The organism is Pseudomonas sp. FeS53a (assembly GCF_000931385.1).
Classification (GTDB): Bacteria; Pseudomonadota; Gammaproteobacteria; order Pseudomonadales; family Pseudomonadaceae; genus Metapseudomonas; species Metapseudomonas otitidis.
This window is the reverse complement of sequence record NZ_JYFT01000008.1, coordinates 50,992-69,070: the sequence shown is the minus strand read 5'-3', so window position 1 is coordinate 69,070 and position 18,079 is coordinate 50,992. Positions and strand designations below refer to the sequence as shown.

Below are 18,079 nucleotides of genomic sequence, written 5' to 3'. Positions count from 1 at the left end.
TACTCCGCCGTTTCGGCTTTGCGCAGCCTCTTTGCAGGCGGGCCGGGGACTGGGATCATGCGTCCCCTCCTGCCCGGCGCCGCGAACTCATGGCGCCGGGAACAGTCGAAAACCGCACCGTCCAGCAGACAGCCGATCCGATGACCGATTCCCTCTCCCTGCGCAAAAAACTGGCGCTCGCCGCCTTCACCCTCCTGCTCGGCGCCTGCCAGAGCCTTGCGCCCGACACCGGCCTGAAGGTCGAACGCCAGGCCTGGGAACACCTCAAGCCCGGTTGCCAGGGCGAGAGCTGCCCGCTGGTGAACATCGACGTGGTGCACTTCCCCGACGCACCGGCACTGGAAAGCCTGGTCACCCGCCGCCTGCTGCAGATGACCCAGGACGCCCCCGGCACGCCGCTGCCGGCCTCGCTGGCCTCCTACGAACGGGACTTCCTCGCCCGCGCCGAGCCCGGCTGGGCCAGCTACCTGCAGGCCAAGGTACGCGAGCAGCATGACCAACTGACGATCATCGAACTCTCCAGCTACCTGGCCACCGGCGGGGCCCACGGCATGCCAGGGCGCGGCCTCATCACCTACGACCGCAAGCGCGAGCAGGCGCTGACCCTGCGCGACATGCTGCTGCCCGGCCAGGAAGAAGCCTTCTGGAAGCTGGCGGAAACGGCGCACCAGCGCTGGCTGGCGGCCAACAAGCTGGACCAGGATGCCGATTTCGCCAGCACCTGGCCCTTCCAGCGCACCGAGCACGTGGCCCTGACCCGTGGCGCGATGCTGCTGAAGTACGACGTCTACAGCATCGCCCCCTACGCCAGCGGGCACCCGGAGCTGACCATCCCCTACCCGCAGCTCAACGGCATCCTCAAGCCGGAGTATTTCCCCGGCCGAGGCTGATCCGCCCGAGCCCCCACTGCAGCACGCCGGCCGCCAGCAGCGCCGGCAGGGTCGCCCCCAGCTCCGGCCAGCGGGCGGCCAGCAGGTGGTACAGCGCCACACCGCAGCCCCAGGCCACCAGGGTGTCCCAGCGCAGCACACGGCGCGGCGCCAGCTCCGCACGGCGCTGGCGCAGGATGAAGTGATCCACCAGCACCACGCCGAACAGCGGCGCGAACACCGAGCCGATCAGCAGCAGGAAGTTCTGGTACTCCGCCAGCGGCGCGAAGGCCGCGATCAGGGTGCACAGCACACCGATGGCCAGGGCCAGCTGCTCCACCCTCAGCGGCAGCAGGATGCCCGCCGAAACGGCCGCCGAATGGATGTCGGCAAAGGCCTTCTCCGACTCGTCCAGCAGCACCAGCAACAGCGGAATGCCCGTCCCGGCACCGGCCAGGGCCAGCAGCAGGGCGTTGGCATCGCTGCCCTCGGCGAACGCCAGGGTGTAGGCCACGCCCAGGCTCATCAGCCACAGGCAGCCGACGAAGAAGCCCAGGGCCGAGCCAACGAACACCCCCGAGCCACGCCGCCCGAAGCGCGTGTAGTCGGCGATCAGCGGCAGCCAGGACAGCGGCATGGCGATGGCGATGTCGAAGCCCAGGGCAAAGCCCATCGAACCGTCGCCCGCCTTGGCCAGGATGGCGCCCAGGTCCGCACGGCGCAGCAGGTCCCAAGTCAGCCACAGGCAGGCCCCCAGCAGCAGCCAGATGCCCCAGCGCCGCAGGATGCGCCGCACGAAAGCCAAGGGGCCGGCCACTGCCAGCAGGGTCGCCAGGCCGCCGAAGACCAGCGTCCAGAGCAGCGGCGAGGTCCAGGCGCCCTGCTCGCCGAAGCTGCGGCTGGCCAGCAGGCTCGCGGCATCGCGCATGACGATGATCTCGAAGGCGCCCCAGCCCACCAGTTGCAGCAGGTTGAGCAGCGCCGGCAGGGACGCGCCGGCCGAGCCGAGGCTGAGCTTCATCGCCGCCATGCTCGACAACCCGGTGTCGCTGCCGATCAGCGCCGCAGCCCCCAGCAGCAGCACGCCGACGCCGGTGCCCAGGAGGATCGCCAGCAGCGCATCGTCCCCACCCAGGCCGGGCGCCAGCAGCGCACCGGTCTGCAGCACCATCAGGCCGAGGCCCAGGGAGAACCAGAAGGAAAACAGGTCGCGCGTGCCGAGAACGCGCTGGTCGAAAGCGACCGGGATGGACGGCGAGTAGCGAGGCGAGGTGTTCACGTGGCGGATGCCCTGGTTGGACGGTGGCAAGGATTGGCCCACAAACCGCGAAGCCGGGCATCAGGCCCGGCTTGCGAAAGAGGGTGGATCGGGGCGCCGGCGATGCCTGGGGCACGCCGGGCCCGGCTCGGTCAGACCTGCTTGTAGATCACCGAGCCTTCTTCGCGGAACCGCCCGGACTGCTCGGCGAACCCGGCCTGGATGGCCTTCTGTTCGTCGGTCAGCCCGTTTTCCTTGGCGTAGTCGCGCACTTCCTGGGTGATCTTCATGGAGCAGAACTTCGGCCCGCACATGGAGCAGAAGTGAGCCACCTTGGCCGACTCCTTGGGCAGCGTCTCGTCGTGGAACGCGCGGGCGGTGTCCGGGTCCAGGCCGAGGTTGAACTGGTCCTCCCAGCGGAACTCGAAGCGCGCCTTGCTCAGGGCGTTGTCGCGGATCTGCGCCCCGGGGTGGCCCTTGGCGAGGTCGGCGGCGTGGGCGGCGATCTTGTAGGTGATGATCCCGGTCTTCACGTCATCCTTGTTCGGCAGGCCCAGGTGCTCCTTGGGCGTGACGTAGCAGAGCATGGCGCAACCGAACCAGCCGATCATCGCGGCGCCGATGCCGCTGGTGATGTGGTCGTAGCCGGGGGCGATGTCGGTGGTCAGCGGGCCGAGGGTGTAGAACGGCGCCTCGTCGCAGCATTCCAGCTGCTTGTCCATGTTCTCCTTGATCAGGTGCATGGGCACGTGGCCGGGGCCTTCGATCATGGTCTGCACATCGTGCTTCCAGGCCACCTTGGTCAGCTCGCCGAGGGTCTCCAGCTCGCCGAACTGCGCCGCGTCGTTGGCGTCGGCAATGGAGCCGGGGCGCAGGCCGTCGCCCAGCGAGAAGGACACGTCGTAGGCCTTCATGATTTCGCAGATTTCCTCGAAGTGGGTGTAGAGGAAATTCTCCTGGTGATGCGCCAGGCACCACTTGGCCATGATCGAACCGCCACGGGAAACGATGCCGGTGACCCGCTTGGCGGTCAGCGGCACATAGCGCAGCAGCACACCGGCGTGGATGGTGAAGTAGTCCACGCCCTGCTCCGCCTGCTCGATCAGGGTGTCGCGGAACAGGTCCCAGGTCAGGTCCTCGGCGATGCCGCCGACCTTCTCCAGGGCCTGGTAGATCGGCACGGTGCCGATGGGCACCGGCGAGTTGCGGATGATCCACTCGCGGGTCTCGTGGATGTGCTTGCCGGTGGACAGGTCCATCACCGTGTCCGAGCCCCAGCGGATGCCCCAGGTCAGCTTGGCCACCTCTTCCTCGATGGAGGAACCCAAGGCCGAGTTGCCGATGTTGCCGTTGATCTTCACCAGGAAGTTGCGGCCGATGATCATCGGCTCCAGCTCCACGTGGTTGATGTTGGCGGGGATGATGGCGCGGCCGCGGGCGACCTCCTCGCGGACGAACTCGGGGGTGATCTCCTTCGGGATGGCGGCGCCGAAGCTGTGCCCCGGGTGCTGCTCCTTCAGCAGGCCGGCCTCACGGGCCTCGGCCAGCTTCATGTTCTCGCGGATGGCGACGAACTCCATCTCCGGCGTGATGATGCCCTTCTTCGCGTAGTGCATCTGCGTGACGTTGTGCCCGGCCTTGGCCCGGCGCGGGTTGCGCACGTGGGCGAAGCGCATGGCCGACAGCTCGGCGTCCGCCAGGCGGCGCTGGCCGAACTCGGAGGTCAGGCCCGGCAGGCGTTCGGTGTCGTTGCGGTCATCGATCCAGGGGGTGCGGATGTCTGCCAGCCCCTTGCGCACGTCGATGGCGACGGTCGGATCGGTGTAGGGGCCGGAGGTGTCGTAGACGGTCACCGGCGCATTGATCTCGCCACCGAAGGCGGTGGGGGTCACGTCCAGGGCGATCTCGCGCATGGGCACGCGGATGTCGGGGCGCGAGCCCTGTACATAGACCTTGTGAGAACGGGGAAACGGCTGGACGGATTGCTGATCGACCTGGGCGCTCTCGCTCAGGTTTCGTTGTTGTTTTGCGGTCATCGGCAGGCTCCTGGGTGATGTCGGAGCGAACCTGAAAGGCAGAGTGCACCGGGGCTGGTGCCGAGAGGGACCTCTCCGGAGTGCAAGGCGGGAGAGGCACATCTTGTTCCCTACGCAGGCCTTAACCTGATCAGGTTCAACGGGATCCGGAACTTTCCGATCTCAGCCTCCGATTCGAGGCACCCCGACAAGAACTCGCGCAGTCTAATCAAGCCCGCCGCCACAAACCAAGCCCGCGCCGGTAAATAAATGACCCGCGCGTCAGGAAATCCGCTGAAAACAGTATTGTTCCGGGCAGGCAACATAACGTCCGGCAAACTACACTCAGCCCGCCTGGTGGTTGTCTTGACCGCGTACCACGGCACCCGTAGCCTTGCCCGACCCCACTGAATCCAGGATTGATCATGCTGCGCAGACTCTCACTGGCTGTTGCCGTGGCCTCCGCATTCGCCGGAACCGCCTGGGCAGCCAACGCCCCGCTGTCAGCCAAGACGGACCTTGTAACCGTGTACAAGGACGCGGTCGACAACAACGCCGACCTCGCCGCCGCCCGCGCCAACTTCGAAGCCCAGCGCGAGGCCGTGCCCCAGGCACGTGCCGGCCTGCTGCCGCAGATCAATGGCGGCGCCAGCGCCAACGACACCCGCACCAAGCTGGACCAGCCCTCGGCCACCAGCTCGCGCAGCGGCATCGTCTACCAGGCCAGCCTCAGCCAGCCGATCTTCCGCGCTGACCGCTGGTTCCAGCTCAAGGCCGCCGAGGCCAGCACCGAACAGGCCTCCCTGGAGTTCTCCGCGACCCAGCAGAACCTGATCCTGCAGACCGCCGAAGGCTACTTCGCCGTGCTCCGCGCCCAGGACAACCTCGCCTCCACCAAGGCCGAGGAAGCTGCCTTCAAGCGCCAGCTCGACCAGGCCAACGAGCGCTTCGACGTGGGCCTCTCGGACAAGACCGACGTGCTCGAAGCCCAGGCCGGCTACGACACCGCCCGCGCCAACCGGATGATCGCCGAGCGCAACGTGGAAGACGCCTTCCAGGCGCTGACCACCCTGACCAACCGTGAATACGGCGCCATCGAAGGCATCCAGCACACCCTGCCGGTAGTGGTGCCCAGCCCGAACGACGCCAAGGCCTGGGTCGACACCGCCGCCCAGCAGAACCTCAACCTGCAGGCCAGCAACCACGCCGTGGACGCCGCCGAGGAAACCCTGCGCCAGCGCAAGTCCGGCCACGCCCCGACCCTGGATGCCGTCGCCCAGTACCAGAAGGGTGACAACGACAGCCTCGGCTTCACCAACAGCGGCAACAGCCCCGTGCGCTACGGCAGCGATGTCGAGCAGCGCACCATCGGCCTGCAGCTGAACATCCCGATCTACAGCGGTGGCCTGACCAGCTCCCAGGTGCGCGAGTCCTACCAGCGCCTGAGCCAGACCGAGCAGCAGCGCGAAAGCCTGCGCCGCCAGGTGGTGCAGAACACCCGCAACTACCACCGCGCGGTGAACACCGACGTCGAGCAGGTCAAGGCCCGCAAGCAGTCGATCATCTCCAACCAGAGCGCCCTGGAAGCCACCGAAATCGGCTACCAGGTCGGCACCCGCAACATCGTCGACGTGCTGGACGCCCAGCGCCAGCTGTACAGCTCGGTGCGCGACTACAACAACGCCCGCTACGACTACATCCTCGACAACCTGCGCCTGAAGCAGGCCGCCGGCACCCTCAGCCCGGCCGACCTGGAAGCCCTGGCCGGCTTCCTCAAGGCGGACTACGACCCGGACAAGGACTTCCTGCCCCCGGACCTGGCCAAGGCGGCGGAAGCCAGCCTGCGCAACAAGGCCAACTGACAGGCCCCATGAAAAAGCCCGGCACATGCCGGGCTTTTTCATGGGTGCGAGGTTCACTCCTCGCTGTGCACCACCACCAGCAACTCGGCCTGCTCCTCGCCCAGGGAGCGCAGGCGGTGCGGCTTCTGGGCGTTGAAGTGCAGCGCGTCGCCGGTTTCCAGGGTCAGGCGCTCGGACAGGAAGTCGACCTCCACCCGCCCGCGGTGGACGAAGATGAACTCCTCGCCCAGGTGCTCCTTGAAGGTCGAATGGCTGAAGTCCCGGGGGGGATGGACGATGAACGGCAGCAGCGCGCGGTCGCCGATCTGCCGGGCGAGGGAGGCGTAGGCCGGGCCCTCGTCGTCCCGCGCCAGCGGCTGCCGCTCGTCGTGGCGCACCAGGCTGTAGCCCTCGCTGGCGGCCCCCTCCTCGGCGAACAGCTCCTCCACCGGCACGCTGAGCGCCTTCGACAGCTTCAGCGCGGTGGCGATGGAGGGCGTGCTCAGGCCCCGCTCCACCTTGGACAGGTAGCTCTTGGTCATGCCGGTCTTCTCGGCCAGCGTTTCCAGGGTCATCCCCAGTTTTTTTCTCAACAATTTCAATCGCATGGACATGCAGAACGCCCCTTTGGCGTCGGTGCGGGAAACTTTTCTCTTGCCAATGACACTTTGTGTCATTTAGCTTTGTTTGTGTCATTCGCTTCGACATGACCGCGAGCCCCACTCGCGTCACCCGGCTAAGGATGCTCACATGGCAACTACCATGCACCTCCCCAAGGACCAACTGATCCAGCATGCCGAACGGCAGATGCAGACCAGCCTGCTGGATAATACGTGGACGGCCCGGCAAAAACTGGCCCTGACCTGCCGAATCCTCTTCGAGGGCGGCCATGATTCCGGCCTGGCCGGGCAGATCACCTGCCGTGCCGAGGAGCCCGGCACCTACTACACCCAGCAACTGGGGCTGGGCTTCGACGAGATTTCCGCCAGCAACCTGCTGCGGGTCGACGAGGACCTCAAGGTGCTCCAGGGCCAGGGCATGGCCAACCCGGCCAACCGTTTCCACAGCTGGGTGTACCGCGCCCGCCCGGACGTGAACTGCATCATCCACACCCACCCGCTGCACGCCGCCGCCCTGTCGATGCTGGAAGTGCCGCTGGCGGTCTCGCACATGGACCTCTGCCCGCTGTACGACGACTGCGCCTTCCTCAAGGAGTGGCCGGGGGTGCCGGTGGGCAACGAAGAGGGCGAGATCATCTCCGCCGCCCTGGGCGACAAGCGCGCCATCCTGCTCTCCCACCACGGCCTGCTGGTGACCGGTGCCAGCATCGAGGAAGCCTGCGTACTGGCGCTGCTGTTCGAACGCGCCGCGAAGATGCAGCTGCTGGCCATGTCCGCCGGCGAGATCCGCCCCATCCCGCCGGCCCTCGGTCGTGAGGCCCACGACTGGATCTCCACGCCCAAGCGCCACGGCGCGGCCTTCAGCTACTACGCACGGCGCAGCCTGCGTCAGCACGGCGACTGCCTGAGCTGACCGCGCGCCACCACACAAGACCTTTCGTTCATTGCCCCAGGTGCACCCATGTCCTCTTCCATCCTCCACGGCATCATCGGCTACACCATCACCCCCTTCGGCGCGGACGGCGCCCTCGACCTGCCGGCCCTCGGCCACTCCATCGAACGCCTGCTGGACGGCGGCGTGCACGCCATCGCGCCCCTGGGCAGCACCGGCGAAGGCGCCTACCTCAGCGACCCGGAATGGGACGCTGTGGCGGAATTCAGCCTGAGCACCGTCGCCGGCCGCGTGCCGAGCATCGTCAGCGTGTCCGACCTGACCACCGCACGCACCGTGCGCCGCGCCCGCCTGGCCGAGCAGCTGGGCGCCAGCGCGGTGATGGTGCTGCCGGTGTCCTACTGGAAGCTCAGCGAGGCGGAGATCCTTGCCCACTACCGCGCGGTGGGCGAAGCCATCGGCATCCCGGTGATGCTCTACAACAACCCGGGCACCAGCGGCACGGACCTGCCGGTGGAGCTGATCCTGCGGATCGTCCGGGAGGTGGAGAACGTCACGATGGTCAAGGAGAGCACCGGCGACATCCAGCGCATGCACCGGCTGCACCTGCTCTCCGACGGCCAGGTGGCCTTCTACAACGGCTGCAACCCGCTGGCGCTGGAGGCCCTGGTGGCTGGGGCGAAAGGCTGGTGCACCGCCGCGCCCAACCTCATCCCCCGGCACAACCTGGCGCTCTACGAGGCGGTGCGCGAGGGACGCCTGGACGAGGCGCGGCAGTCCTTCTATCGCCAGCTGGCGCTGCTGGACTACATCACCCGCCGGGGCCTGCCCACCACCGTCAAGGCCGGCCTGCGCCTGACCGGGCTGGACGTGGGCGTCCCGCGCCTGCCCCTGCAGGCGCTGGATGACGAAGGGCAGCGCTACCTGAGCGGCCTGCTGGCCGGCCTGCGCCTGACCGGGCTGGACGTGGGCGTCCCGCGCCTGCCCCTGCAGGCGCTGGATGACGAAGGGCAGCGCTACCTGAGCGGCCTGCTGGCCGACCTGCGCTGACCGGCGGCCCCGCCCGTCGCACGGCGGGCGGGGCGGCTCAATCGCGGTAGTCCGGTGCCACCCGGTCCAGCAGGCGCAGCAGCGCCTGCCAGGCCAGTTCGTTGGCATCCGGGTCGCTCAACTCGCCGTCCGCCAGCGGGCGCGCGGGTTCGTTGAACTGGCGCTGGGTGTGTTCGCAGACCTCGTGGGACGGCAGCAGCAGCTCGCCGCCGGCCTGGGCGGCCAGCTGGATGTCGCAGGCCTTCTCCAGGTAGTACATGCGCAGGAAGGCCTGGGCCACCGTCTCCCCCACCGTCAGCAGGCCGTGGTTGCGCAGGATCATCACCGGCTTGTCGCCGAGGTCAGCCACAAGGCGCTTCTGCTCGTCGAGGTTCAGCGCCACGCCCTCGTAGCCGTGGTAGGCCACGCGGCCATAGAACTCCATGGATATCTGGTTCACCGGCAGCAGCCCGGCCGGCTGGGCGGCCACCGCGCACCCGGCGCGGGTGTGGGTGTGCAGCACGCAGCGGGCGTCCTCGCGGGCGGCATGGATGGCGCTGTGGATGACGAAGCCCGCCGGGTTGACCTTGTGGCGGGTCGGCTCCACCGGGCGGCCCTGCAGGTCGATCTTCACCAGGTCGCTGGCGCGGATCTCGTCGAACATCAGCCCGTAGGGGTTGATCAGGAAATGGTGCTCGGGCCCCGGCAGGCGCACCGAGATGTGGGTGAAGATCAGGTCGGTCATGCGGAAGTGCGCCACCAGCCGGTAGCAGGCGGCCAGCTCCTGGCGCAGGGTGCGCTCCTCGGGGGAGCAGGACGAAGGGGGCAGCGGGGCGTGCAGCGGCGTCATGGAAGGCTCCGGGGTCGGTGGAAGGTGAAGTGGCCCACCGCGAGGGTGGGCCGGGTAGAGGCACCCTATCAGCGCACCGCCCAGGCGTTGAAGCGCTCCTCCAGCTCCTCGCCGTGGTCGACCCAGAACTCCACGTCCATGGGCAGGGCGTCCGCCAGGGCCTGGGGCGTGGCCGGAATCCAGCGCGCCTGCTCGGCGTCCAGCGCGGCGGCGGCCTCACGGTTGGTCGGGCCATAGGGAATGCGACCGATGTAGTCCAGCTGCGGCGCCTTGCGGTTCATGTAGGCGACCAGCCGTTCGGCCTGGGGCAGGTGCCGGGAACCCTTGATCACCGCCCAGTAGTCCATGCCGTAGAGGCTGCCGGGCAGCACCAGGGCGAAGTTGCGCCCGCCCTGGTGCGCGGCGGCCACGCGCCCGGAGTAGGAGGAGGTCATCACCACATCGCCTGCCGCCAGCCACTGGGTGGGCTGGGCACCGGCCTCCCACCACTGGATCTGCGGCTTGATCTGGTCGAGCTTGGCAAAGGCGCGGTCCACCCCGGCCGGCGTGGCCAGCACCTTGTACACCTCGCCGACCGGCACGCCGTCGGCCAGCAGGGCGAACTCCAGGTTGTACACGGCGCGCTTGCGCAGGCCGCGCTTGCCGGGGAATTTCTCCAGGTCCCAGAAATCCGCCCAGGAGGTGGGCGCCGTCTTCAGGCGGTCGGCGTCGTAGCTCAGGGCCACGCCCCACACCATCGCGGCCGAGCCGCAGTCCTGGGCGGCCTGGTCGATCAGTGCCTCGCGGCCGCCAAGGCGCGACCAGTCCAGCGTCTCGAACAGGCCGCTCTCGCAGCCGCGCACCAGGTCGGGCCCCTCGATCTGCACCAGGTCCCAGTCCACGTGGCCGGTCTCGGCCATCACCCGGATGCGCGCCATCTCGCCGTTGTATTCGGTCTGGATCAGGCGGTGGCCATCCTCGGCCGCGAAGGGTTTGAAGAAGGCTTCGTCCTGGGCCTTCTGGCCGTCGCCACCGTAGCCGACCACCACCATGTCGGGCGCCGCCTGGGCACCCAGGGCGGGCAGCAGCAGGGCCAGGCAGGTGAGCAGGCGGGGCAGGAACGGCGCGCTGCGCCGGTGGAACGGAGATGAGGTGTGGTTTCGCATGAACGTGCTCCCAGTCTTGTTGTTGTTCAGGGATGCCCCGTCGAGGGGGGCTTTCACGCTAGGGCCACGTCATTAAAAAAACAAGTTGATTTTTTACTGAAAACAAACAAGTAATGAATTTATAAGAAACGACCTCGCCGAGGCCCCCATGTCTGCCTTCCCCCACCTGTTCGAGCCCCTGCACCTGCGCGGCAAGCGCCTGAAGAACCGCATCATGTCCAGCGGGCACGACACCAGCATGCCCACCGACAACCGCGTCAACGACACCCTCATCGCCTACCAGCGCGCCCGCGCCGAAGGGGGCGTGGGGCTGATCGTGCTGCAGGTGGCCGGCGTCCACGACAGCGCGCGCTACACCTCCCACGTGCTGATGGCCACGGACGACTCCTGCATCGAGGGCTACCGCGAACTGGCCGAGGCCTGCCACGCCCACGGCACGCTGGTGCTGTCGCAGCTGTTCCACCCCGGGCGGGAGATCATGGAGACCGCCAACGGCCTGCTGGCGGTGGCCTACGCGCCGTCCGTCACGCCCAACGAGCGCTTCCGGGTCATGCCCCGGGCCCTCGACCAGGCCATGATCGACGAGATCGTCGCCGGCTACGGCGCCGCCACCCGGCGCCTGCGCGAGGCCGGGCTGGATGGTGTGGAGGTGGTGGCCAGCCACGGCTACCTGCCGGCGCAGTTCCTCAACCCCCGGGTCAACCTGCGCGAGGACGGCTACAACGGCGACCTCGACGCCCGCCTGCGCTTTCTCCGCGAGGTGCTCGAGGCGGTGCGTGAAGCCGGCGGCGAAGACTTCATCGTCGGCCTGCGCATCTCCGCCGACGAGCGCGATCCCCAGGGGCTGACCGAGGACGAATCCCTCAGCGCCGTGCTCGCCCTGCAGCCGCAGCTGGACTACGTGCACCTGGTGGCCGGCACCTCCGCGTCCTTCGGCGGCGCCGTGCACATCGTGCCGCCGATGGCGGTGGCGCCGGCCTACCTGGCCGAAACCGCCGGGCACTTCAAGGCCCGGCTGGGTATCCCGCTGTTCGTCACCGGGCGCATCAACCAGCCCCAGGAAGCGGAGCAGATCATCGCCAGCGGCCAGGCGGACGTGTGCGGCATGACCCGGGCGCTGATCTGCGACCCGCAGATGCCGGAGAAGACCGCCAGCGGCCGGGTGGACGACGTGCGCGCCTGCATCGCCTGCAACCAGGCGTGCATCGGCCACTTCCACAAGGGCTACCCCATCTCCTGCATCCAGCACCCGGAAACCGGGCGCGAACAGCAGTTCGGGCGCCTCGTCCCCACCGATCGCCCGCAGCGGGTGATGGTGGTCGGCGGCGGCCCGGCCGGCATGAAGGCGGCCGCCGTGGCGGCCCGCCGCGGCCATCAGGTCACCCTCTACGAAGCCGGCGCCCAGCTCGGCGGGCAGGTGCTGCTGGCCCAGCTGCTGCCCCGGCGCAGCGAATTCGGCGGCGCCGCTACCAACCTGCAGCGCGAGCTGGAGCTGGCTGGCGTGCAGGTGCAGCGCAACACCCGGGTGGACCTGGCCCTGGTGGAGCGGGAGCGCCCGGACCGGGTCATCCTCGCCACCGGCGCCCGCCCCTACTGGCCGGCGTTCGAACGCGGCGGCGACCTGCAGGTGGTGGATGCCTGGCAGGTGCTGCGCGGCGAGGTGAAGGTCGGTCGCTCGGTGCTGGTGGCCGACTGGCGCTGCGACTGGATCGGCCCCGGCATCGCCGAGCACCTGGTGCGCCAGGGGCATGCGGTGCGGCTGGCGGTGAACGGCACCCACTGCGGCGAGAGCCTGCCGCTGTACGTGCGCGACCAGATGGCCGGCGAGCTGCATCGCCTGGGCATCCCGGTCACGCCCTACGCGCGGTTGTATGGCTGCGACGACGACACGGTGTACATGCTGCACAGCGCCAGCGGCGAGCCGATGCTGTTCGAGCAGGTGGACACCCTGGTGCTGTGCCAGGGCCATGCGCCGTTCGATGAGCTGGGCAGCGCCCTGGAAGGCCGGGTGCCGTTCCAGCGCATCGGCGATTGCCTGGCGGCCCGCACGGCGGAAGAGGCGATCTTCGAGGGGCTGCAGGCAGCCTGGACGCTCTGAAGCCGGGGCGCGCGGCAAGGGTCGAACCTGCCTTACAATGCCGCGCCCGACACACCGGGCCGCCGGCCTACAAGGACAGCCAGACAATGAGCCCACTGCCGCCCTCGCCCCAGGCCGTACCGCCTGAAAGCCAGTTCCTCGGCACCCGCATCCGCGGCCTGCGCAAGCGCCGCGGCATGACCCTGAGCGAACTGGCCGAGCAGAGTTCGCTCACCGCCGGCTACATCAGCCAGCTGGAACGCAACCTCGCCTACCCCTCGATCCCGGCGCTGTTCAACATCGCCCGCAGCCTGGGGGTGACCATCCAGTGGTTCTTCGGCAGCGAAGCCCCCGTGGCCGAGGCCGACCGGGGCTACGTGGTGCGGCGCAACGCCCGCATGAGCCTGCATTACGAGGACGGCATCACCGACGAGCTGCTCAGCCCGCAGCCCAGCCGTTCGCTGGAGGTCCTCCATTCGCGCTTTCCGCCCGGCACCTACAGCGAGGAGAGCTACAGCCACGAAGGCGAGGAAGCCGGCTACGTGCTGAGCGGGCAGTTCGAGCTGTGGGTCGGCGAACGCCACTTCCTGCTGAACGAAGGCGACAGCTTCGCCTTCTCCAGCCAGGAGCCGCACCGCTACGGCAACCCCGGCGAGCGGGATGCCCTGGTGCTGTGGATCGTGACCCCGCCGACCTTCTGATCCCGCGCCGCCTCGGCGACGCTCCTCACTTCCTGATTCGGGCAGCCAGGCCAGCCAACAGGCGCTCCAGCGCGCCCTGGTTCGCCCGCAGCACGCCGAGCCCGGCATCGCGCATGGCGGCGGCGCGTGCGGCGTCGGCCCAGAGCCCTTCGAGGTCACGGGCCAGGGCCTCGGCGCCGTCCACCTCCAGCAGGGCGCCGGCATCGCGCAGTTGTGCGGCGATTTCGAGGAAGTTGAACAGGTGCGGGCCGGACAGCACCGGCTTGCCCAGGGCCGCCGGCTCCAGCAGGTTGTGCCCGCCGTTGGGCACCAGGCTGCCACCGACGAAGGCGCTGTCGGCCAGGGCGTAGAGGAACAGCAGCTCACCCATGGTGTCGCCCACCAGCACCTGGGTCTGCGCCGCCACCGACTCGCCGCTGGAGCGGCGCTGGCTGGCGAAGCCGGACTGGCGGCTCAGCTCGTACACCGAGGTGAAGCGCTCCGGGTGGCGCGGCACCAGGATCAGCAGGGCATCCGGACGCCGGGCCAGCACGGCGCGGTGGGCCGCGAGGATGATCTCGTCCTCGCCGGCATGGGTGCTGGCGGCGATCCACACCGGTCGCCCGCTGGCGCCCCAGGCTGCACGCAGCTCGGCGGCACGGGCCGGCAGGGCCGGGTCGATGGTGAGGTCGTACTTGATCGAGCCGGTCACCCCCACGCATTCAGGGCGCGCGCCCAGTTGGCGGAAGCGCTCGGCTTCGGCCTCGGTCTGCACGGCGATCCAGTCCAGCTCGGCCAGCATCGGCGCGGTGAGTTTGGCGAAGCGCGCATAGCCCCGTGCAGAGCGGGCCGACAACCGTGCGTTGGCCAGCACCACCGGGATCCGGCGCCGCGCGCACTGGTGGATGTGGTTGGGCCAGAGTTCGGTTTCCATGATCACCGCCAGCTTCGGCCGCACCCGGTCGAGGAAGCGCGACGCGGCCCAGGGCAGGTCGTAGGGCAGGTAGCAGTGCTGCACGCGGTCGCCAAACAGCGCCTGGATGCGCTCGGAGCCGGTGGGGGTCATGCAGGTGAGGGTGATGGGCAGGTCCGGGTGGCGCGCCATCAGCTCGCGCACCATAGGCGCGGAGGCGATGCTCTCCCCCACCGACACGGCGTGCACCCAGATGCCCCCCGGCTTGAGCGGTGGCAGGCCGAGGGCGAAACGCTCGCCGATGCGCCGGGCATAGGCCGGCGCCCGCCAGGCACGCCAGGCCAAGCGCAGGGCCACCAGGGGCAGGCCGAGATGGAACAGCAGGGTGTAGAGGGTGCGATTCATGGTGAGGCCAGTGATGCGGACAGGGGGCGGATGATAACTGAGCGGTCCGCCAATCGAAGCGTTTTCGGGCGCCAGCGGCTGGGCCTCAACCCAGGGCCTGCAGGTGCTCCGCCAGTTGCTCGGCCAGCCACAGCGCGGCGGGGCCGAGGGCTTCGTCGCGCCGGCAGACCAGCTCCACCACCAGCGAGGGCGGCGTCCAGTCGCTGCGCAGCTCCACCAGGTGGCCCTGGTAGGCCGGGTACTGCGCCACGTGCCGGGGCAGCCAGGCCCAGCCCAGCCCGCGCATCACCAGCTCGGCCATGACGTAGAAGCTGTCGGCGCGCCACACCTGCGGCCCGAGCTGCTCGCCGCCGGGATAGTGGCTGTCCTGCGGGGCCATGAGGATCTGCCGGTGGCGCACCAGCTCGCGGCGGTCGGCGTAGCCGCTGGCGGCCAGGGCGTGAGTCGCGCCACAGACGGTGACCATCTCGATGGTGCCGAGGCGCTGGCGCTCCAGGGCGTCGGGCATGTGTTCGTGGTGGAACAGCAGGCCGAGGTCGGCGCGGCGCTCCAGCAGCTTGCGCGCCACGTCGCCCTGGGCGCTGCTGGCCAGCTGCACCTCCAGCAGCGGGAAGGCCGCCCCCAGTGCCTCCAGGCTGGCCAGCACCGGCTGGTAGGGCATGGCCTCGTCCTGGGCCAGGCGCAGGCGTGCCTCCTCGCCACGGGACAGCCCCTGGGCGCGGCCCTCCAGGCGCTGGCACTGGCGCAGTACTTCGCGGGCCTCCTCCAGCAGGGCCGACCCTTCCAGCGTCAGCCTGGGCTGGCGCCCGCTGCTGCGGTCGAACAGCGCCACCCCCAGGTCCTCTTCCAGCAGGGCAATGGCGGTGCTGACGGCAGACTGGGCGCGGCGCAGATCCCGTGCGACGGAGGAAAACGAGCGCCCCTCGGCCACGGCGACGAAGACGCGGATCTGTTCGAGGTTCCAGTGCATAGCGGCTCAACCTATCTCTGATTCAGATGGGTAATGACTTTATCCCATCATGGAAAACTCTAGAATCCGCCCACCTGACAGGAGGGCCCGACCATGACCGGCTACATCTACCTCGCCATCGCCATCGCCGCCGAAGTGGTCGCCACCACCTCGATGAAGGCCATCGACGGCTTCAACAAACCCCTGCCGCTGGTGCTGGTCATCGGCGGCTACGCCATCGCCTTCTGGATGCTGACGATGGTGGTGAAGAGCATCCCGGTGGGCATCGCCTACGCCATCTGGGCCGGGCTCGGCATCGTCCTGGTGAGCATCGCTGCGCTGGTGATCTACCAGCAGAAGCTCGACCTGCCGGCCGTGGTGGGCATGGGGATGATCGTCTCGGGGGTGGTGGTGATCCAGCTGTTCTCCAGCAGCACCGGCCACTGATCCAGCGGCGAACGGCCACGCACGGCACACGCGACAGGGGCGCTATACTGCGCCCCTGTTTTTTCCCAGGCGTCGTCTCCCATGGCCGAACCCCTCAGCACCGACATCCTCATCCTCGGCGGCGGCATCGCCGGCCTCTGGCTCAACGCCCGCCTGCGCCAGCTGGGCTATGCCACGCTGCTGGTGGAATCCGCCAGCCTGGGCGGCGCCCAGAGCGTGAAGTCCCAGGGCATCATCCATGGCGGCACCAAGTACGCCCTGCACGGCGCCCTCACCGGTGCCTCCGAAGCCATCTCCGACATGCCGCGCCGCTGGCGCGAAGCCGTAGCTGGCAGCGGCGAGCTGGACCTCTCCGGCGTGCGCCTGCTCTCCGACGCCCACTACCTGTGGTCGCCGGGCAGCCTGTTCGGCAACGTCACCAGCTTCTTCGCCAGCAAGGCCATGCGCGGCCGGGTCGACCCGGTCAGCGGCAGCGAGCTGCCCCCGGCGCTGCAACATCCGAAATTCAAGGGCAAGGTCTACCGCCTGGCCGAGCTGGTGCTGGACGTGCCCAGCGTGATCGCCCGCCTGGCCGAGCTGGCCGGTGACAGCCTGCTGGCTGGCCACCAGGTGGAGCCGCTGCGCGACGGCGAGACCCTGGTGGGCCTGCGCGTAGACGGCCGCGAGATCCGCGCCCAGCGCATCGTGCTCAGCGCCGGCGCCGGCAACGAGGCGCTGCTGCAGGCGCTGGGCATCCAGCAACCGGCCATGCAGCGCCGCCCGCTGCACATGGTCATGGCCAAGGGGCCGGGGCTGAAACCGCTGTATGCCCACTGCCTGGGCGGCGGGCCGAAGCCGCGGGTCACCGTCACCAGCCACCCGGCGGCCGATGGCCAGTGGGTCTGGTACCTGGGCGGCGACCTGGCGGAAGCCGATGGCGTGGCCCGCAACGAAGCCGAGCAGATCGCCGCTGCCGAACAGGAGATGCAGCAGTTGCTGCCGTGGATCGACTACACAGGCACCCAATGGGCGACCCTGCGGGTGGAGCGCGCGGAGCCGGCGCAATCCGGCCTGGTGCGCCCGGACAACGCCTTCCTCGCCGAGCAGGGCAACCTGCTGGTGGGCTGGCCGACCAAGCTGGCCCTGGCGCCGGACTTCACCGACCGCGTGCTGGCCAGCCTGGACCGCGACGGCATCCGCCCCGGCCAGCACGCACCGCTGCCCACCCTGCCCCGCCCGCCGGTGGCCCAACCGGCCTGGGAGGAACTGCTGGGATGAACAGCCTGCACCACCTGCACCGCCCCCTCGGCGACACCGGCCTGCGGGTCTCCCCCCTGGGGCTCGGCACCGTCAAGCTGGGCCGCGACCAGGGCGTGAAGTACCCCTCCGGCTTCACCATCCCCGACGATGCGGAAGCCCGCCAGTTGCTGGCGCTGGCCCGTGACCTGGGCATCAACCTGATCGACACCGCTCCGGCCTACGGCCGCAGCGAGGAGCGCCTCGGCCCGCTGCTGCGTGGCCAGCGCCAGGACTGGGTGATCGTCAGCAAGGTGGGCGAGGAGTTCGAAGCCGGCCAGTCGCACTTCGACTTCAGCCCGGCCCACACCCGCCGCTCCGTAGAGCGCAGCCTCCAGCGCCTGGAGACCGACGTGATCGACCTGGTGCTGGTGCATTCCGACGGCAACGACGTGGCGGTGCTGCGGGACAGCGGCGTCTACGAGACCCTCGCCGAGCTGAAGCAGGCCGGCAAGATCCGCGCCTTCGGCCTCTCCGGCAAGACCGTGGAAGGCGGCCTGCTGGCACTGGAGCGCGGCGACTGCGCGATGGTCACCTACAACCTCAACGAGCAGGGCGAGCGCCCGGTGCTGGACTATGCTGCCCAACACGCCAAGGGCCTGCTGGTGAAGAAGGGCCTGGCCAGCGGCCATGTCTGCCTGGCACCCGGGGTGGACCCGGTGCGAGCCAGCTTCGAGCTGATCTTCGGTCACCCGGGGGTGACCAGCGCCATCATCGGAACCATCAATCCGCTGCACCTGTCCCATAATGTCGCGACGGCCGCCGCGGTACTGGGTGGGCCAGCCTGACGCCGCGCCCGCGGCCGACCCCGACG

At 69.2% G+C, this 18,079-nt stretch carries 15 protein-coding genes, 1 pseudogene and 1 riboswitch; of the genes and pseudogenes, 9 read left to right on the top strand and 7 right to left on the bottom strand.

Features of this window, described 5'->3' with window-relative positions; all coding sequences use genetic code 11:
- The first annotated feature begins 140 nt into the window (after positions 1–140).
- Positions 141–890, top strand: a complete 750-nt coding sequence (locus SZ55_RS03005; RefSeq protein WP_044401070.1) for an RsiV family protein — start codon at positions 141–143, stop codon at positions 888–890.
- Here the strand turns inward: SZ55_RS03005 and cytX are convergent.
- Together cytX and thiC are read right to left on the bottom strand one after the other, a co-directional pair.
- On the bottom strand, positions 859–2,148 hold the full coding sequence (cytX, locus tag SZ55_RS03000; protein ID WP_044401068.1) for a putative hydroxymethylpyrimidine transporter CytX: 1,290 nt from the start codon (positions 2,146–2,148) through the stop codon (positions 859–861). The two genes, SZ55_RS03005 and cytX, sit on opposite strands and share 32 nt — an antisense overlap.
- A 131-nt stretch (positions 2,149–2,279) precedes the next feature.
- The gene (thiC, locus tag SZ55_RS02995) at positions 2,280–4,163 is read right to left on the bottom strand and encodes a phosphomethylpyrimidine synthase ThiC (RefSeq protein ID WP_044401065.1); all 1,884 of its coding nucleotides are present in this window, start codon (positions 4,161–4,163) and stop codon (positions 2,280–2,282) included.
- A gap of 90 nt (positions 4,164–4,253) precedes the next feature.
- Positions 4,254–4,360: riboswitch (TPP riboswitch) on the bottom strand.
- Between the two features lie 207 nt (positions 4,361–4,567).
- Here thiC and SZ55_RS02990 point away from each other — a divergent pair.
- Complete coding sequence (locus SZ55_RS02990) at positions 4,568–6,004, top strand: TolC family outer membrane protein (RefSeq protein ID WP_044401062.1); 1,437 nt, start codon at positions 4,568–4,570, stop codon at positions 6,002–6,004.
- Between the two features lie 53 nt (positions 6,005–6,057).
- Here the strand turns inward: SZ55_RS02990 and SZ55_RS02985 are convergent, their stop codons facing one another.
- The gene (locus tag SZ55_RS02985) at positions 6,058–6,597 is read right to left on the bottom strand and encodes a helix-turn-helix domain-containing protein (protein ID WP_044401059.1); all 540 of its coding nucleotides are present in this window, start codon (positions 6,595–6,597) and stop codon (positions 6,058–6,060) included.
- 136 nt (positions 6,598–6,733) lie between these two features.
- Here SZ55_RS02985 and SZ55_RS02980 point away from each other — a divergent pair, with 136 nt between their 5' ends.
- Both SZ55_RS02980 and SZ55_RS02975 read left to right on the top strand, forming a co-directional pair.
- Entirely contained in the window at positions 6,734–7,516 is a 783-nt protein-coding gene (locus SZ55_RS02980; RefSeq protein ID WP_044401056.1) for an aldolase, read from the top strand.
- A 48-nt stretch (positions 7,517–7,564) separates the two neighbouring features.
- A pseudogene (locus tag SZ55_RS02975) lies at positions 7,565–8,446 on the top strand (dihydrodipicolinate synthase family protein); the annotation flags it as partial.
- 136 nt (positions 8,447–8,582) lie between these two features.
- On the opposite strand, the gene SZ55_RS02970 reads toward SZ55_RS02975, so the two are convergent.
- Complete coding sequence (locus tag SZ55_RS02970; protein ID WP_044401052.1) at positions 8,583–9,374, bottom strand: class II aldolase/adducin family protein; 792 nt, start codon at positions 9,372–9,374, stop codon at positions 8,583–8,585.
- Between the two features lie 68 nt (positions 9,375–9,442).
- On the bottom strand, positions 9,443–10,405 hold the full coding sequence (locus SZ55_RS02965) for an ABC transporter substrate-binding protein (RefSeq protein WP_371320946.1): 963 nt from the start codon (positions 10,403–10,405) through the stop codon (positions 9,443–9,445).
- 262 nt (positions 10,406–10,667) lie between these two features.
- On the opposite strand from SZ55_RS02965, the gene SZ55_RS02960 reads away from it, so the two are divergent.
- Positions 10,668–12,617 carry an oxidoreductase gene (locus tag SZ55_RS02960; protein WP_044401046.1) on the top strand — a complete coding sequence of 650 codons (1,950 nt, stop codon included), beginning with the start codon at positions 10,668–10,670 and terminating at the stop codon, positions 12,615–12,617.
- A gap of 86 nt (positions 12,618–12,703) precedes the next feature.
- Positions 12,704–13,297: a cupin domain-containing protein gene (locus SZ55_RS02955; protein WP_044401043.1), complete on the top strand. Its 594-nt coding sequence runs from the start codon at positions 12,704–12,706 to the stop codon at positions 13,295–13,297.
- A 25-nt stretch (positions 13,298–13,322) separates the two neighbouring features.
- Here SZ55_RS02955 and waaA read toward each other — a convergent pair whose 3' ends face one another.
- Together waaA and SZ55_RS02945 are read right to left on the bottom strand one after the other, a co-directional pair.
- A complete protein-coding gene (gene waaA / locus SZ55_RS02950; RefSeq protein WP_044401040.1) occupies positions 13,323–14,594 on the bottom strand; it encodes a lipid IV(A) 3-deoxy-D-manno-octulosonic acid transferase in 1,272 nt (423 codons plus the stop codon).
- 85 nt (positions 14,595–14,679) lie between these two features.
- Positions 14,680–15,564 carry a LysR family transcriptional regulator gene (locus tag SZ55_RS02945; protein ID WP_044401037.1) on the bottom strand — a complete coding sequence of 295 codons (885 nt, stop codon included), beginning with the start codon at positions 15,562–15,564 and terminating at the stop codon, positions 14,680–14,682.
- A 93-nt stretch (positions 15,565–15,657) separates the two neighbouring features.
- On the opposite strand from SZ55_RS02945, the gene SZ55_RS02940 reads away from it, so the two are divergent.
- The 3 genes from SZ55_RS02940 to SZ55_RS02930 all read left to right on the top strand — a co-directional run bounded on the left by SZ55_RS02940 (position 15,658) and on the right by SZ55_RS02930 (position 18,053).
- A complete protein-coding gene (locus SZ55_RS02940; protein ID WP_044401034.1) occupies positions 15,658–15,990 on the top strand; it encodes a DMT family transporter in 333 nt (110 codons plus the stop codon).
- A gap of 81 nt (positions 15,991–16,071) precedes the next feature.
- A complete protein-coding gene (locus SZ55_RS02935) occupies positions 16,072–17,247 on the top strand; it encodes an NAD(P)/FAD-dependent oxidoreductase (protein WP_044401031.1) in 1,176 nt (391 codons plus the stop codon).
- Complete coding sequence (locus SZ55_RS02930) at positions 17,244–18,053, top strand: aldo/keto reductase (protein WP_044401028.1); 810 nt, start codon at positions 17,244–17,246, stop codon at positions 18,051–18,053. Before SZ55_RS02935 ends, SZ55_RS02930 begins: the two co-directional genes overlap by 4 nt.
- The last annotated feature ends 26 nt before the right edge of the window (positions 18,054–18,079 follow it).

Coding starts and splice junctions, on each gene's coding strand:
- SZ55_RS02985 (WP_044401059.1), bottom strand. CDS start 6,597: ATGTCCATGCGATTGAAATTGTTGAGAAAAAAACTGGGGATGACCCTG.
- thiC (WP_044401065.1), bottom strand. CDS start 4,163: ATGACCGCAAAACAACAACGAAACCTGAGCGAGAGCGCCCAGGTCGAT.
- SZ55_RS02970 (WP_044401052.1), bottom strand. CDS start 9,374: ATGACGCCGCTGCACGCCCCGCTGCCCCCTTCGTCCTGCTCCCCCGAG.
- SZ55_RS02945 (WP_044401037.1), bottom strand. CDS start 15,564: ATGCACTGGAACCTCGAACAGATCCGCGTCTTCGTCGCCGTGGCCGAG.
- SZ55_RS02935 (WP_044401031.1), top strand. CDS start 16,072: ATGGCCGAACCCCTCAGCACCGACATCCTCATCCTCGGCGGCGGCATC.
- SZ55_RS02940 (WP_044401034.1), top strand. CDS start 15,658: ATGACCGGCTACATCTACCTCGCCATCGCCATCGCCGCCGAAGTGGTC.
- SZ55_RS02980 (WP_044401056.1), top strand. CDS start 6,734: ATGGCAACTACCATGCACCTCCCCAAGGACCAACTGATCCAGCATGCC.
- SZ55_RS02955 (WP_044401043.1), top strand. CDS start 12,704: ATGAGCCCACTGCCGCCCTCGCCCCAGGCCGTACCGCCTGAAAGCCAG.
- SZ55_RS02930 (WP_044401028.1), top strand. CDS start 17,244: ATGAACAGCCTGCACCACCTGCACCGCCCCCTCGGCGACACCGGCCTG.
- SZ55_RS03005 (WP_044401070.1), top strand. CDS start 141: ATGACCGATTCCCTCTCCCTGCGCAAAAAACTGGCGCTCGCCGCCTTC.
- SZ55_RS02965 (WP_371320946.1), bottom strand. CDS start 10,405: ATGGTGGTGGTCGGCTACGGTGGCGACGGCCAGAAGGCCCAGGACGAA.
- waaA (WP_044401040.1), bottom strand. CDS start 14,594: ATGAATCGCACCCTCTACACCCTGCTGTTCCATCTCGGCCTGCCCCTG.
- SZ55_RS02990 (WP_044401062.1), top strand. CDS start 4,568: ATGCTGCGCAGACTCTCACTGGCTGTTGCCGTGGCCTCCGCATTCGCC.
- SZ55_RS02960 (WP_044401046.1), top strand. CDS start 10,668: ATGTCTGCCTTCCCCCACCTGTTCGAGCCCCTGCACCTGCGCGGCAAG.